Origin of the sequence: Azospirillum oryzae, assembly GCF_008364795.1 — a bacterium.
GTDB lineage: Bacteria > Pseudomonadota > Alphaproteobacteria > Azospirillales > Azospirillaceae > Azospirillum > Azospirillum oryzae.
Genome location: NZ_VTTM01000008.1, coordinates 1 through 14,789, shown reverse-complemented (window position 1 = coordinate 14,789; position 14,789 = coordinate 1). Strand labels below are relative to the sequence as shown.

11 protein-coding genes are annotated in these 14,789 nt (G+C 69.0%); 7 read left to right on the top strand and 4 right to left on the bottom strand.

Features of this window, described 5'->3' with window-relative positions; genetic code table 11:
• The first annotated feature begins 181 nt into the window (after positions 1-181).
• The 3 genes from FZ938_RS20435 to FZ938_RS20425 all read left to right on the top strand — a co-directional run bounded on the left by FZ938_RS20435 (position 182) and on the right by FZ938_RS20425 (position 4,159).
• Entirely contained in the window at positions 182-2,152 is a 1,971-nt protein-coding gene (locus FZ938_RS20435; RefSeq protein WP_149200288.1) for an O-linked N-acetylglucosamine transferase, SPINDLY family protein, read from the top strand.
• A 98-nt stretch (positions 2,153-2,250) separates the two neighbouring features.
• Positions 2,251-3,447: a glycosyltransferase family 4 protein gene (locus FZ938_RS20430; RefSeq protein WP_149200287.1), complete on the top strand. Its 1,197-nt coding sequence runs from the start codon at positions 2,251-2,253 to the stop codon at positions 3,445-3,447.
• Between the two features lie 25 nt (positions 3,448-3,472).
• Entirely contained in the window at positions 3,473-4,159 is a 687-nt protein-coding gene (locus FZ938_RS20425; RefSeq protein WP_149200286.1) for a formyltransferase family protein, read from the top strand.
• 94 nt (positions 4,160-4,253) lie between these two features.
• On the opposite strand, the gene FZ938_RS20420 is transcribed toward FZ938_RS20425, so the two are convergent.
• On the bottom strand, positions 4,254-6,065 hold the full coding sequence (locus tag FZ938_RS20420; protein WP_246457188.1) for a tetratricopeptide repeat protein: 1,812 nt from the start codon (positions 6,063-6,065) through the stop codon (positions 4,254-4,256).
• A 227-nt stretch (positions 6,066-6,292) separates the two neighbouring features.
• Here FZ938_RS20420 and FZ938_RS20415 point away from each other — a divergent pair, with 227 nt between their 5' ends.
• Entirely contained in the window at positions 6,293-7,912 is a 1,620-nt protein-coding gene (locus FZ938_RS20415; protein ID WP_149200284.1) for a tetratricopeptide repeat-containing glycosyltransferase family protein, read from the top strand.
• Positions 7,913-7,938: 26 nt separating this feature from the next.
• Here the strand turns inward: FZ938_RS20415 and FZ938_RS20410 are convergent, their stop codons facing one another.
• From FZ938_RS20410 to FZ938_RS20400, 3 genes are read right to left on the bottom strand one after another with little or no spacing between them, the layout of a single operon-like run.
• A complete protein-coding gene (locus FZ938_RS20410) occupies positions 7,939-8,859 on the bottom strand; it encodes a class I SAM-dependent methyltransferase (protein WP_149200283.1) in 921 nt (306 codons plus the stop codon).
• Positions 8,852-9,610: a class I SAM-dependent methyltransferase gene (locus tag FZ938_RS20405; protein ID WP_149200282.1), complete on the bottom strand. Its 759-nt coding sequence runs from the start codon at positions 9,608-9,610 to the stop codon at positions 8,852-8,854. The genes FZ938_RS20410 and FZ938_RS20405 overlap by 8 nt, the downstream gene beginning before the upstream one ends.
• Positions 9,611-9,664: 54 nt before the next feature.
• The gene (locus FZ938_RS20400) at positions 9,665-11,614 is read right to left on the bottom strand and encodes a tetratricopeptide repeat protein (protein WP_149200281.1); all 1,950 of its coding nucleotides are present in this window, start codon (positions 11,612-11,614) and stop codon (positions 9,665-9,667) included.
• 326 nt (positions 11,615-11,940) lie between these two features.
• Between FZ938_RS20400 and gmd the strand changes: the two genes are divergently transcribed.
• From gmd to FZ938_RS20385, 3 genes are read left to right on the top strand one after another with little or no spacing between them, the layout of a single operon-like run.
• Positions 11,941-12,996 carry a GDP-mannose 4,6-dehydratase gene (gene gmd, locus FZ938_RS20395; protein ID WP_149200280.1) on the top strand — a complete coding sequence of 352 codons (1,056 nt, stop codon included), beginning with the start codon at positions 11,941-11,943 and terminating at the stop codon, positions 12,994-12,996.
• Between the two features lie 45 nt (positions 12,997-13,041).
• The gene (locus FZ938_RS20390; RefSeq protein WP_149200279.1) at positions 13,042-14,037 is read left to right on the top strand and encodes a GDP-mannose 4,6-dehydratase; all 996 of its coding nucleotides are present in this window, start codon (positions 13,042-13,044) and stop codon (positions 14,035-14,037) included.
• A 40-nt stretch (positions 14,038-14,077) separates the two neighbouring features.
• The gene (locus tag FZ938_RS20385) at positions 14,078-14,506 is read left to right on the top strand and encodes a hypothetical protein (protein WP_149200278.1); all 429 of its coding nucleotides are present in this window, start codon (positions 14,078-14,080) and stop codon (positions 14,504-14,506) included.
• Positions 14,507-14,789 lie beyond the last annotated feature (283 nt).

Genomic DNA, 14,789 nt, shown 5'->3' with positions numbered 1-14,789 from the left:
AGCAGCAAGCCATCTGTCCCAGGGGGCATCCGCCATCCATCATATGTCTCCGTCCGATGTGTCCATTGCGGCACATCCGTCCAGGGATGAGATGCCGCTTGCGGATATCGCATGGTCATTGCTATCGACCAGCAAGGACGGTTCTTTGCCGACAGAGATCTAACGCCAGGCGGTCAGCCCGATGAAAAAGCCTTCACGCAAGCAGGCCAAGGCCAGACACCCGGCCTCTCCGGCCCCCTCCCTGCGACATGCGGCGCCGGCCGCAGCGGCAGCGGACGCCGGCTTCGCCCGTGCGCTGACCCTGCACCGGGAAGGCCGGACCGCCGAGGCGGAGGCCGGATACCGCGCCGTGCTGGCCGCCGATCCGGGCCACCCCAACGCCAACAACAACCTCGCCATCATCCTGCGCGCCCGCGGCGACTGGGAGGAGGCGCTGGGCTGCTACCGCCGGGCGCTCGCCCGCAACGCCGCCGATCCGTTCGTCCACAGCAACCACGGCTGCCTGCTGCTGGACATGGGCCGGTCTGCGGAGGCGGAAGAGGCGCTGCGCACCGCCATCCGGCTGAAGCCCGACTATGCCGAGGCCCATTTCAACCTCGCCAACATCCTGCGCAACCGCGGCGACCGCGAGGGCGCACGCGCCGCCTATGGCGAGGCGCTGCGCCTGAAGCCGGACATGGCGGCCGCGCTGTGCAACCTGGGCGATCTGCACAAGGGAGCGGTCGAACTGGCCCGGGCCGTGGAGTGCTTCGTCGCCGCGCTGAAGGCCGATCCGAAGTCGGCCGAGGCCTGGAACAATCTGGGCGAGACGCTGAAGGAGATGGGGCGCATCGAGGAGGCGATCGGCGTCTTCCAAAAAGGGCTGGAGGCGCACCCCACCCACGCCCTGATGCATTCCAACCTGCTGCTGGCCCTGCACTACACCCCGGCCGTCCCACCCCAGACCATCTTCAAGGCGCATGTGGCGTGGGCGCAGCGCCATGCCGATCCGCTGCTGCCCGCCGGCAAGCGCCACGCCAACCCGCGCGATCCCGAACGCCGCCTGCGCGTCGGCTACGTCTCGCCCGATTTCTGCGCCCATTCCGTCGCCTTCTTCGCCGAGCCGCTGATCCGCGAGCATGACCGCAAGCAGTTCGAGGTGTTCTGCTACCATGCCGCCGCAAGGTCGGATGTGGTCACCGAACGGCTGAAGGGGCTGGCCGAGGGCTGGCGGTCGCTGGTCGGGGTGGACGACGCCCGCGCCGCCGCGCTGATCGAGCAGGACGGCATCGACATCCTGGTCGATCTGACCGGCCACACCGCCAACAACCGGCTGACCCTGTTCGCCCGCAAGCCGGCGCCGGTCCAGGCGACGTGGCTGGGCTATCCCGACACCACCGGCATGCGCGCCATCGACTGGCGCTTCAGCGACGCCGTCGCCGAACCGCCGGGCGAGGCCGACCGGCTGAGCGCCGAGCGCATCGTCCGGCTGCCGCACGGCTTCCACAGTTACCGCCCGCCGGTGGACGTCGCCCCGCCGGCCGAACCGCCTCTGCTCGCCAACGGCCATGTCACCTTCGGGTCCTTCAACAACACCTCCAAGGTGACGGGGGATGTGGTGCGGGTCTGGTCGGAGATCCTGAAGCGGGTCCCGAACTCCCGCCTGATCGTCAAGAGCGCCCAGATGGGCGACGAGGAAACGCGCCGGCGCTACCTGAACACCTTCGTCCAGTTCGGGATCGATGCCGGCCGCGTCGAGCTGCTGGCCCGCATCGACGCCGCCGATGGGCATCTGCGCGCCTACGACCGCATCGACATCGGCCTTGATCCCTTCCCCTACAACGGCACCACCACCACCTGCGAGGCGCTGTGGATGGGCGTGCCGGTGGTGACGGTGACGGGTGCCAGCCATGTCGCCCGCGTCGGCGCCAGCCTGCTGACCCATTGCGGGTTGAGCGAGCTGGTGGCATCCGACGAGGCGGGCTACATCGCCACCGCGGTGGCGCTCGCCGGGGACCCGGAGCGCTTGAGCGGGCTGCGCCGGACCATGCGCGACCGGCTGAACGCCGCCCCGCTGACCGACTACAAGGGCTTCGCCCGGGGGGTCGAGACAGCCTACCGCGCGATGTGGCGCGACTGGGTGGCACGCGGAGCCTCGCAGTCCTCGACTTGACAAGCGCCGGCCCGGCACGGGATCGTCCGCCCGGCAGCCGTCCCGGCGCTTGCCGACAGGGACCGCCGATGCGGGCGGCCAGAACAGGGTTTCCCATCATGATTCCGAACTTGGCTTTCACCTGGCAGCTCACGGAGGTCCACGGCTGGGGACTGGTGGGTGTCCACACCGCCCTCTACCTCGCCGACATGGGCCGGCCGCCGCTGCTGCTTGAAAAGCCTTTGATGGGGACCCTGCGTCCGGAGAACCGCGCCAAGCTGCAATCGTTGGAGGGTCCCTACCAGCAGGTCGCCGCCATGGCCGACAATGCCAAGGGCCACATGCTGCTGCTGAAGGAGTTCGACGTCCTGCACGCGCTGGGCAACGGCTTCACCGCCGGCGGCCCGTCGGGGCGCTTCCGCGGCCGGCGCAACATCGGCGTCATCGCCTATGAGGAAACCCGCTTCACGCCCGAGGTGATGGCCCGCGCCCGCCAGTACGACCGCATCGTCGTGCATTCGACCTACAACAGGCAGCTTCTGGAGATCTGGGGCTTCGACAATGTCGGCCTCGCCTTCCAGGGCATCGACCCGACCGAGATGGTGGAGACGGAGCCGAGCGGCCGGTTCGGCGACCGCTTCGTCATTTTCTCCGGCGGCAAGCTGGAGTTCCGCAAGGGTCAGGACATCGTGCTGGCCGCCTTCCGCGCCTTCCGTCAGCGCCATCCCGACGCGCTGCTCGTCACCGCCTGGCAGAACGCCTGGCCGGAGGTCGGCATGACCATGGCGGAATCGCCCCTGGCGCCGAAGCCCCCGCGGGTCCTGCCCAACAACATGGTCGACGTGAAGACCTGGGCGCTGGAGAACGGCGCCGACGAGGAGGGCTTCGTCGACCTGGGCTTCCTTGGCCGCCACCAGATCGCGGGGATCCTGGCCGACTGCCATGCCGCCGTCTTCCCCAACCGCTGCGAGGGGGCGACCAACCTCGTCGCCATGGAGGCGATGGCCTGCGGCGTTCCGGTGGTGCTGTCCAACAACACCGGCCACCGCGACCTGCTGAAGAGCCCGACCCAGGGCGATGACCTGTGCCTGACGCTGGACCGGCAGGTTCCGGTCGCCGACCGCGACGGCAGCCGCTTCGGCTGGGGCGAATCCTCGGTCGACGAACTGGTGGAAGCGCTGGAGCGCCTCTATACCGACCGCGCCGCCGCCAAGGCCCGTGCCGCCCGCGCCAAGGCCTTCATCCGCACCGAGCGCACCTGGCGTGCCTTCGCCGAGGCGTTCGTCGATGCCACCCAGGACGCCGCCGCCCGGTAAGGCATCCGACGAAGAGCCCCGCCGCATGCCCGCCACCCTGGCCCTGCTGTGCCCGCAGGAAGATGCCCGCCACCTCGGCGCCATCCTCGCCACCGCCAACCGGGATCTGGTGGTGGTCACGGCGGCCGACGCGGCAGGGCTGGAGCGGGCGGTGGCCGAAACCGGAGGAGTCGACCGCATCGTCGCCTTCCGGACCAACAGCATCGTGCCGGCGGCCCTGCTGCAGCGGATTCCGGGTCCCTCCTACAACTTCCACCCCGGCCCGCCCGGCTATCCGGGCCGGCATCCCTTCGCCTTCGCGCTGTATGACGGGGCGGCGCAGTATGGCGTCACCGCGCACGAGATGACGGAACGGGTGGACGCCGGACCCATCGTCGGCGCTTTGTCCTTCCCGCTGCCGGAACTGCCGGATGCGGACTGGCTGATCGACCGGACCTATACGGCACTGATCCAGCTGTTCGTGATGCTGGCGCCGCAGCTGGCGCTGACCGGCACGCCGCTGCCCCGTACAGGTCTGGCCTGGGACCAGAGCAGGCGCTGCACGCGCAAGGCGCTGGATGCGTTGCGCGCCCTGCCGCCGGACATCGGGAGCGAGGAGATGGAGCGCCGCATCCGGGCGCTGCGCAGCGTCCGGCACGAGGGCATCCGCCCTCATCTGACCCTGCACGGCCGCCGCTTCGCGCTGGAGGACAATTATACAAACGGCTTTTGATCCTGACCTGTCAGGATCAAAAGCTTCGGCGGCATGTGCCGCCGCCGCGCCAGTCGGCGCGGATACCAGCGGTCATGATCAATGACCGCTGGTATTAGCCTCCCACCCCATCCAGGACATCCAGCAGCCGGGACGCGGCGGCATCCCAGGTGAAGGTTTCCGTAAGGTGGCGGGCGGCGTCCCGGCGCTCGCCCTCGGGGTTGCGGACGACACGGGACAGGATCTCCGCCGCCGCATCCTCGTCCGGGTGCCACCAGTCCAGCCCGTGGAAAGCCGGGTAGTAGGCGCTGCTGTAGGGCATCAGCGCCGGACCGGTGGTGCAGGGGATCAGGTGGGCGACCTCGTCGTTCAGATAAGCGGTATAGGCGCTGTGCCTGGGTGCGATCAGGCCGGCGCCCAGGCAGCCCGCCCGGGTGATCGGCAGGTCCCAGCCCTCGCCGTGCGACAGGCTGAAATAATGGGTCGCCATGGCGTAGAGGCAGGCGATGCCCTGCTCGTTGTAGCGGTCGGTGAGCAGCGCGATGGGGGCCGCCTCCTCCATCCGGCGGCCGGTGGCGTGCATGCCCTGCTCCAGCAGCCGGCGGACCTCGCCGATCAGGGACGAGCCGCCCTTGCCCACCTTCAGGATCAGGATCGCGTCGTCGTCGGCGCGGGTGGCGCGCAGCCAGACCCGCAGAAGCCCGTCCAGGTTCTTGCGCGCGACGAAGTCGGAGATGTTGAGCACACGGACCCGATAGTCCATCACCCCCCGGCCGCGCGGCCCCATGATGGGCAGCGGCCGCGCTCCGGCGTCCGCCGGGTTGGGGGCGATGCCGGGCGGACAGACGCGGATGCGGTCCTCCGGGTGACCGGAGGCGACCCAGGCCAGCCGGGAGGATTCGGTCGGCACGATCACCAGATCATGCGCCCGGCTGCAGGCGGCGAAGACGGGCGGAATCCGCGGCCCTTCGAACATGGTGTAATTGACGGTCGGCACGCCGGGAATCGGCTCGACCAGCGGCGGGGTCAGCACGCTGAGCGCCAGACGGGGCCGCAGCGGCGCATCCAGACGCCGCGCCGCCGCCTGCAGGATCGGGTCGGCGAAGGAAGGGCGCCAGCTCTCCTCGCCCATCAGCCCGGCCAGCCGCAGCGTCTGTCCGCGTTCCATCAGGCTGCGCACGAAATGCTGGGCGAAGTCGCCGTAGCCCGACAGAACCGAGAAGGGCGCGCGCACCAGCAGCCCGTGGGGAAGCTGCGGCCGGCCGGCCTCTTCGGCGATCCGGCGGTAGAGCCGGGCGCGGGCCAGGGTGTTCGCCGCCTCGCCGGTCACGGCACCGCCTTCCGCCAGCACCGCCTCCGCCAGATCCGGCCGGCCGGACGACAGCCGGGCCGCGGCCAGATGGCCACGGGCGTCGGCATGGCCGGGCTGCTGCGCCAGCACATCGGACAGGATCGCGGCGGCCTCGGCATGAGCGCCGTTCGACATCAACGACACCGCCAGCAGCACCCGGCGGTTGGGGTCGTCGGGGGCGAGCCGGACGGCGCGGCGCAGATGGCGCAACGCCCCGTCATGATCGCCCAAACCATGCAGCAGGCTGCCCAGCCGGTCCTGCACCTCCAGCTGGTCCGGCAGCAGCGCCGCGACCATGCGGAACTGGGCGACGGCGTCCATCCGGGCACCCTTCGCCTGGAGCACCACCGCCAGATTGACGCGCGCCTGGAAGAAGAAGGGGTCGAGCGCCACCAGACGCGACAGCCGCTCCTCCGCCTCGTCCAGCCGGCCCAGCTCGTACAGGATGACGCCGGCAAGGTTGAGCGCCCCGCTGTCGCCGGGACCCTCGCGCAGAACCTGTTCGGCCAGGGCCAGGGCGTCGTCGCGGCGACCGGCCCGGTAATGCTCTATGGCGCGCGCGATGTCTTGACCCATGAAGCGGCTATCCATTGGCTTTGCGGGGAAAAGGGCCGGAAGGCGGACGAACGGAAGTCGGGCGGGCGGAAGTCGGGCGGGCGGCACGGTCTTCCGGTTCGCGGCCATAGCACGGCATGTTTTTTCGGGTCAACCGGCGGCGGCCCGCTTGCCTGGGACGGCTTCCGGAATTGCAATCGGCGCCGTCCAGCGGCCATAAAGGCGCCCTGCCCTTCGCGAGCCAGTCCATGATCCAGCCGCAGCCCTTTCTCATCCCCGCCGTCCAGGCCCACCAGACCGACCGGCTGGACGAAGCCCGGCAACTCTACCGCAAGGCGCTCGCCGTCGATCCCGCCCAGTATGACGGGCTGCAACTGCTGGGGCTGGTGGAGAAGCGGTTCGCTCGGACCGGCGAGGCGGTGGCGCTGATGCGCCGGTCCCTGCGGCTGGCCCCCGGCTTCACCGCGGTCCGGCAGAACCTGTGCCGCACATTGCAGGGGATCGGCGACCATGCAGGCTCCCTGGTCCTGCTTCGGCAGCTGGCGGCCGAACTTCCCGACGACGCCGAGACCCTGTACCAGCTGGGCGGCACGCTGCTGCGGCAGGAGCGGCGGCAGGAGGCCGCCGGACCGCTGCGCCGGGCCGCGATGCTGCGCCCGGACCATCTGGAAACCCGCATCGCCCTCAGCGAGGCGCTGCTGCTCGATCCCGCCTCGCAGGGGGCGGAGTTCGAGGAGTCGCTGCGCAACGCCCGGGCCTCGGTCATGCTGGGGCCCGGCAACCCGGTGGCCCATCTGCAGATCGCGCTGGTGCAGGAGGAGATGGCCCACGCGACGGAGTCCCTGGCGGCCTGCCGCCGGGCGCTGCGCGTGCAGCCGACCATGACCGACGCCCGCCACATCGCCGGCATCAACCGGTTGCGGCTCGGCGATTTCGTCGGCGGCATGGCCGATTTCGAAGCGCGCAAGAACAATGTCTGGTTCCAGGCCGACGGCAGCCCGATCCCGATCTGGGACGGACGGCCGCTGCCCGACGACACGGTGGCCCTGGCAGCCGAAGGCGGCTGGGGCGACATGATCCATTTCGTCCGCTTCGTGCCGCAGGTCGCCCGCATCTGCGGCGAGGTGGTGGTGGTCTGCCCGCCGCGGCTGCAGCGCCTGCTGTCGACCGTGCCCAACCCCGGCAACATCCGCTTCAACCCGGAGCGCATGCCCGCCATCCGGGCGCGGTCGATGTTCCTCAGCCTGCCCCATCTGCTGGGGTCGACCGCCGACGCCGTGCCGAACCGCCCCTATCTGTCGGCCGATCCCGAGCGGGTGCGGCTGTGGACGGACCGGCTGGCCGGGCTGGGCGGCCTGCGCGTCGGGCTGTGCTGGAGCAACGGCGACGCCACCCGCGACGCCGACCCCAAGCGCTCCGTCCCCTTCGAGTTCGTGCGCCCCCTGGCCGCCATCCCCGGCGTCACCCTGGTGGACCTGCACAAGCAGGACAACGCCGCCAAGCGCTTGGCCGACGCCGACGAGGCGCTGCTTCACCGGCTGGGTCCGGATTTCGACGCCGGGCCGGACGCCTTCCTCGACACCGCAGCGGTGATGAAGACGCTGGATCTGGTGATTGCCATCGACAGTTCCGTCCTGCATGTCGCCGGCGCGCTGGGCGTCCCGAGCTGGCTGCCGGCGCCCTACCGGATGGACTGGCGCTGGATGAACGACGCCGAGAAGAGCATCTGGTACCCGTCTCTGCGCATCTACCGCCAGGACCGCCAATGGGACTGGTCCGGTTCGATGGCCCGCATCGCCCGCGACCTCGCCCGCGCCGCCGAGGCGAAGGCCGCCGGGCTGGCCCCCGACCTGCTGCCGGCGGGGTGATGAGAGCAGCCGGCGGGCGGCCCCGTTCAGCGCTTGCGCGCCGCGAAGATGATCGGGGTTTCCCAGTGCAGGCGCCGGGCGAGCCAGATCGCCGGCTCCAGCAGGCCGGAGCGGTGGACGAAGGTGACGATGCGCTTGGCGACCGACAACGCCGCCCAGTCGCCGAAGCCCAGAGTGCGCAAGCGCTGCTCGAACACGCCCCAGCCCCAGTCCAGCACCTCCAGCCGGCCGGGATGGCGGCCGAGCCAGCGGTCGAACCAGGGGCGGTCGATCAGGTTGAGGGTGTCGACATAGGACGGGTCGCGCCCGAACAGCCGGACATAGAGCTTCGCCATCCCGGCCGGCATCCGCGGCAGCCACAGGATGCCGTAATGCCCCTCCCACCAGGAGCCGTAGTTCGGCACGACGATCAGCAGCAGCCCGCCCGGCTTCAGCACGCGCAGCGCCTCGTCCAACACCGCCGCCGGGTCGCCGACATGCTCCAGCACGTTGGAGGAATAGACGATGTCGAAGCTGGCATCCGCGAAGGGGATCGCCTCGCCGGTGGCGTCCTGCACCGCGTCGGCCGGCAGGCCGTAATGGTCGATCAGCCGGCGGCAGACGTCGAGCGTGGAGCTGTATTCGCCCATGCTGGGCTCGATGCCGTGGATGTCCAGCCCATGGGCGGTGCGTCCGCGCACCACGGTCATGCCGCAGCCGGACCCGACCTCCAGGATGCGGGCCTTGTCGGCATCGACGCCGGCGGCCGCGGCGGTGCGCCGCAGCTCCGCCACCTGCTCGTCGGCGCGCGCCTCCGACAGCATGTCGCGCACGACGTCCTTCACCGGCACGCGGGTGACGCCGCCGATGAAGCCGCTGTCGATGTAGCCGCGGGACAGCAGCCGGCCCAACTCCTCCCAATCGGGGGGAGCCGTCCCGTCCTGCCGGCCCGCCGCCGCCTCAGGCATTCTTCGTCGCCCGGATCACGAAGATGGTGGCGCTCTTCATCCGGCCCAGCCGGTCCTGGATGCACTCCGCCTTGAAGCCGTTGCGCTCGAACAGCGCAATGATCTCCTCGATCGAATAGAAGGTCTTGTAGGGCGGATAGTACCAGTCCTCGACCTGGGCCTGGATCGACACGTTGTCGGCGCGGCGGTTGATCTCCTGCCCCTTGAGGACGCAGGCGACCTTGGTCAGCCCGGTGAAGAAGCCGCCGACCAGCTTGCGCCGGGCCGGCGTGTCCATGTAGGCGCGGCAGAAATGGCGCACGCCCTCATGCACCGGCGACAGCCAGGTCTTCAGGTAGAGGCCGAGATAGACGGTGCCGCCCGGCTTGGTGACGGCCATCAGGTTGCGCATCACTTTCATCGGGTCGGGCGCCATCATCGCCACGCCCCAGCACCAGACCAGATCGAACGGCCCGAGGTTCGTGTCCAGCTCCTGCAGGTCCTGGTGATGGAACTCGATGTTGTCTCGGCCGAAGCGCTGGGCCTGCTGGCGCGCGGTGGCGAGGCTGTCCGACGACACGTCGACCGACACCACCTGCTCCGCCATCTCCGACAGGATGACCGAGCAGATGCCGTGGCCGCAGCCGGCGTCGAGCGCCCGGCCGATCTGCCGCTCGGTCAGCGTCTCCAGCATGTACTTCTTGGTCTCGTCGTAGATCGGCACGAAACGGGGCCAGAAGTCGTCGTAGAATTCCTTGGTCGCGAGATCCATGGGGCTGCCCTCCCGCCCGCTGAGGGCGTCCTTTGGTCGTGATGATGGTGGTCTTTAAGGGGTGCCGGACGAACTCGTCCAGGGGGAATAGGGCCTGATCCGCCGCGCCGCCGCATCCGGCTCGACGAACAGGCGGGCGTTGCGGTTCAGCAACGCCGCCAACTGGCTGTAGCCGCTCTGGGCGCTGACGCCCAGCACGTCGGCGTTCATCAGCACGTGGAAGTCCTGCAGGAACTCCAGCCCCTTCCACGGCTGCACCGCCCCGTCCCTCGCCAAATCGTCCAGCGAGACCGGGGCGAACTCCGCGAAGTCGGCGATGGTCGCCGGATCGTCGGTGGCGATGTAGAGCACCGGCCGGTCCAGCGTCGGCCACAGCGCCTTCAGCCAGTCGACGTACCAGGCGGTCTCGGTGATGGTGTAGCGGAACCAGACGAAGTCGCCGCGGCGGATGTGCAGCGCCACCACCGTGTTGCCGCGGGCCTTCAGCGCCTGCATCACCGGATCGACATGGGGCAGCCATTCCGGCCGCGGCCGCAGCCAGGACCGCACCCGCTCGCGCCACTCCTCGCGATGCTCGAACAGGAACAGCGGCGAGAGGATGTCGACGTCCGGACGCGGATCGTCGCGCCGCCCGGTCACCAGATCGTTCAGGATGCGCCGGGCGAAATGCATCGGCTTCAGCCCGCCGCTGGGCTTGGGATCGTCGAGGTCGAAGTAATAGCCGCCGACCCAGTCCGGCGTCTCCAGCCGGTAGCCGAACTTCTCGGCGTAGAGCCGCAGCAGCACATATTCCAGCACGTTGTGGGCGAAGCGCCCGTGGGTGGCCAGCGTGGAGGAGCAGATGCGCGGCGCGGAAGGATCGGGGTTGGCAGGCCGCTCCAGCCGCTTTCCCTGCCGGGCCAGGACCTGTTGCAGCCCGGCGATCGACTTCACGGTGAAGAAGCGGCTGCCGTGGCCATGGACGCCGGCCAGAACCTCCACCGCACGGTCGACCTCGCCGGCGGCCAGCCAGCTTTCGGCGATGGCGGTCAGGCATTCGATGCGGAAGGCGTTGGGATCGGCGATGTGGGGATAGCGGTAGTCGGCGAAGAAGCGCCGCGATTCCTCGTAACGTCCCTGGCGGACCAGCAGCGCCGACAGCATGTCGATGGCGCCGGCCACGTCGCTGCCCGGCCTGGTCAGCGCCAGCCGCAGCACCTGCTCCGCCTCGGCCTCGCGGCCCAGGCCGGTCAGCACGTCGGCCAGCCGGGTCAGCGACAGGTTGACGCCGGCGCGCGCCGCACGGACATAGCTGTCGACCGCCGCATCGGCCAGGCCGGCGGCATGCTGGGCATTGCCATGGTTGTAGAGGGCGCCGCCCTGCTCCGGCTCGATCGTGAGCGAGCGGCGGAAGCAGACCAGCGCCTCGTCCAGCCGGCCGAGTTCGACCAGCAGGTTGCCGAGATTCATGTGGGCGGCGGCGAAGTCCGGCTGCAGGGCGAGCGCGTTGCGTTGGCTGTCCACGGCAAGAGCCAGGGCGCCGGCATCGGACGCCCCGCCCTGGCGCAGCGCGATGCCCAGGTCGTGGTAGAGGTTGGGGCGCTGGGGGGTAAGGCGCAGGGCGCGGCGGAAGGACGCAGCCGACACCGCCCAGTCGCGCGGACCGCCGCGTCCGCACAGCAGGGTGGCAAGGCCATGATGCGCCGGTTCCAATGCCGGGTCGATCGCCAGAGCCCGGCGCTGCGCCGCCGCCGCCTCGTCGATCCGGCCCAGTTCGGACAGGGTGGAGGCGAGATTGCAGCAGGCGTCGGCCATCTGCGGCGCGACCTCCAGCGCGCTGCGGATCAACTCCAGCGCCTTGTCCCGGCGTCCCTCCCGCCGTTCGATCAGCCCCAGCAGATGCAAGGCGGTGGCGTTGCGCGGATCGACCTCCAGTATCCGAAGATACAGAGCGCGCGCTTCGCCCAGACGGTCGGAGCGCTGGAGTCCAACAGCGATCTGCAATGCTTCGGCGACGGTTGCCATGGTGATCCACGCGATGAGGCCGGGGCGATGCGGCCTGGACGATGCGGCCGGGAAGCCGTTTCAACCCGACCGCTCCACCCGGGAACATCCCCATGGAACATTCCCATGGAACCGCCGCGGGAAAGGCCCAGCCTGTTCGGGGCGCACCCTATCGCCCCAGGTTGAGCGCATCAACAGCGTTCGTGCCATGTCACGCACATCTTCGATCGGTCTCGATATTGTCCTTGGAACCCTCAAAAGGCGAAAAACCAAGGGCCTTGCCTTCGTTGGATGACTTGACGATAGTGCCCGATCATCAACCCCCGTACAGATCAAGGGTCGGTCCTTTGCGCAAAGTTGCCCTCATCACCGGCGCCACCGGCCAGGATGGCGCGTATCTTGCCGAGCTTCTGCTGGGGAAGGGCTATGTCGTCCACGGCGTCAAGCGCCGGTCGTCGTCGTTCAACACGGGGCGGGTGGAGCATCTCTACCGCGACCCGCATGAAGAGGATGTCAGCTTCTTCATGCATTACGGCGACCTGACCGACAGCACCAACCTGATCCGTCTGGTCCAGCAGATCCAACCGACCGAGATCTACAATCTGGCCGCCCAGAGCCACGTCCATGTGAGCTTCGAGACGCCGGAATACACCGCCAACGCCGACGGCATCGGCACGCTGCGCCTCTTGGAAGCCATCCGCATCCTGGGCCTGGAGAAGACCGCGCGCTTCTATCAGGCCTCCACATCGGAGCTGTACGGCAAGGTGCAGGAGACGCCGCAGCGCGAAACCACGCCCTTCTACCCGCGCAGCCCCTATGCCGCCGCCAAGCTGTACGCCTACTGGATCACGGTGAACTACCGCGAAGCCTACGGCATGCATGCCAGCAACGGCATCCTGTTCAATCACGAGGGCCCGACCCGCGGCGAGACCTTCGTCACCCGCAAGATCACCCGTGCGGTGGCGGCGATCGAGCATGGCCGGCAGGATTGCCTGTATCTGGGCAACCTGGACGCCAAGCGCGACTGGGGCCATGCGCGCGACTATGTCGAGGGCATGTGGCGCATCCTGCAGCAGGACGAGGCCGACGACTACGTGCTGGCCACCGGCGAGACCCATTCGGTGCGCGAGTTCGTCGAGCTGGCCTTCGGCCATATCGGCCGCGGGATCGAGTGGCGCGGCGAGGGCGTGGACGAGGAAGGCATCTGCCAGAAGACCGGCAAGGTGGTGGTCCGCATCGACCCGCGCTATTTCCGCCCGACCGAGGTCGACCTGCTGCTGGGCGACCCCAGCAAGGCGCGCGCGAAGCTGGGCTGGACCCACACCACCGCCTTCCGCGATCTGGTGCGGGACATGGTCGAATCGGACATGCGGCTGGCAGCCAACGGCGACGATCACCATTGATCCCGCTTCCGCGACCGCTGCACCGCGACCGATAGGGCGCTGTTCATGATCATCGGAACGACGACCCGGAGCGAACCGAAGACCGCGCTGGTCTTCGGCGTTTCGGGTCAGGACGGCGCCTATCTCGCCCAGCTTCTGCTGGACAAGGGCTATACGGTCCACGGCACTTCGCGCGACCGGGAGATGGCGAGCTTCGCCAACCTGCGGCGGCTCGGCATCTTCGGCCGGGTCATCCTTCATTCCGCCGTGCTGACCGACTTCCGCAGCGTGGTCGAGGTGATCGCCCGGGTCCGCCCGGCCGAGATCTACAACCTCGCCAGCCAGGCCTCGGTCGGGTTGTCCTTCGACCAGCCGGTCGAGACGCTGAACAGCACCATCAACAGCACCATCAACATCCTGGAAGCGATCCGCTTCCTCAAGCTCGACGCGCGTTTCTACAATGCGTCGTCCAGCGAATGCTTCGGCAACACCGGCACGCCGGCCGACGAATCGACTCCCTTCCATCCCCGCAGCCCCTATGGCGTGGGCAAGGCGGCGGCCTACTGGGCGGTCGCCAACTATCGCGAGGCCTACGGGCTGTTCGCCTGCTCCGGCATCCTGTTCAATCATGAATCGCCGTTGCGCCCGGTCCGCTACGTCACCCAGAAAATCATCCGCGGCGCCGCCGACATCGCCGAAGGCAAGACCGACAGCCTGGAACTGGGAACGCTGTCGATTGCCCGCGACTGGGGCTGGGCGCCGGAATATGTCGATGCCATGGCCCGCATGCTGGCCCATGACCAGCCGGAAGACTTCGTCATCGCCACCGGCGAGGCACACCGGTTGGAAGACTTCGTCGAACAGGCCTTCTCCTATTTCGGGCTGGACTGGCGCCGGCATGTCCACGGCAATGCCGCTCTGCTGCGCCCCTCCGACATCGCCTTCAGCGTCGGCAACCCCGCCAAGGCGGAGCGCCTGCTGGGCTGGCGCGCCGAACGCCGGATGGCCGAGGTGGTCATCGGGCTGGCCGACGCCGAGATGGCGCGCCGCGCCGCCGACTGATCCTGATTTTCGACCCCGTTTCTTCCGGAGAACACACCCCATGTCGGCCAAAAGCAGGCTGGTCATCAATGTCGAGGTCGACGACCGCACCGTCCTGTTTCCCGACGGCAAGTTCCTGTCCCATATCGCCCTGACCGAAGAAGGGTCGGCACAGGACGGCGCAGTCCGGATGGAGGGTGTCTTCCTGTTCAACGAAAGCAGGCTGGGACCGGAGATCGCCACCCTGCCGGAGGAAGACGCGCGCGAGCTGGCACGGTCGATCCTGGACGCGGTGTTCCAGGGGCGGACCCAGCATGTCCTGTCGGAGACCGCGAAGGTCGCCGTGGTGTTCAACCCGAACGGTTTCGTCCTGCGTTTCGGCGAAGGTGACGCCCTGCGCGAGCTGTTCATCGGCTCGCCCGCCATAATCCGGCTGGCTCAAGGCATCCTGCGCCTGGTGGACCGGCTGTCGGCCCAACCCGCCCACTGATCCCGTCCCCCGCCCTCCCCTTGCGACGGCGGGAGGAGCTGTAAAGCAAAAAGGCGGCAACCGGTCTCCCCGGTTGCCGCCTTTTCTTTTGTCCAACGGGCCCGACAGGCCCGGCATGGCTGGGGCGAAGAACCGATTCCCCCATCATCCTCAAAAGGAAAAGGGCGCCCTTTCGGGCGCCCTTCCCTTTTACCGCGATGCTTTGTCGCCGGATCAACCGAGGTTGATGTCGGAGAGCGAGAGCACCGTGCTGTTGTAGACGCCGAGCAGGCGAACCTCGGAC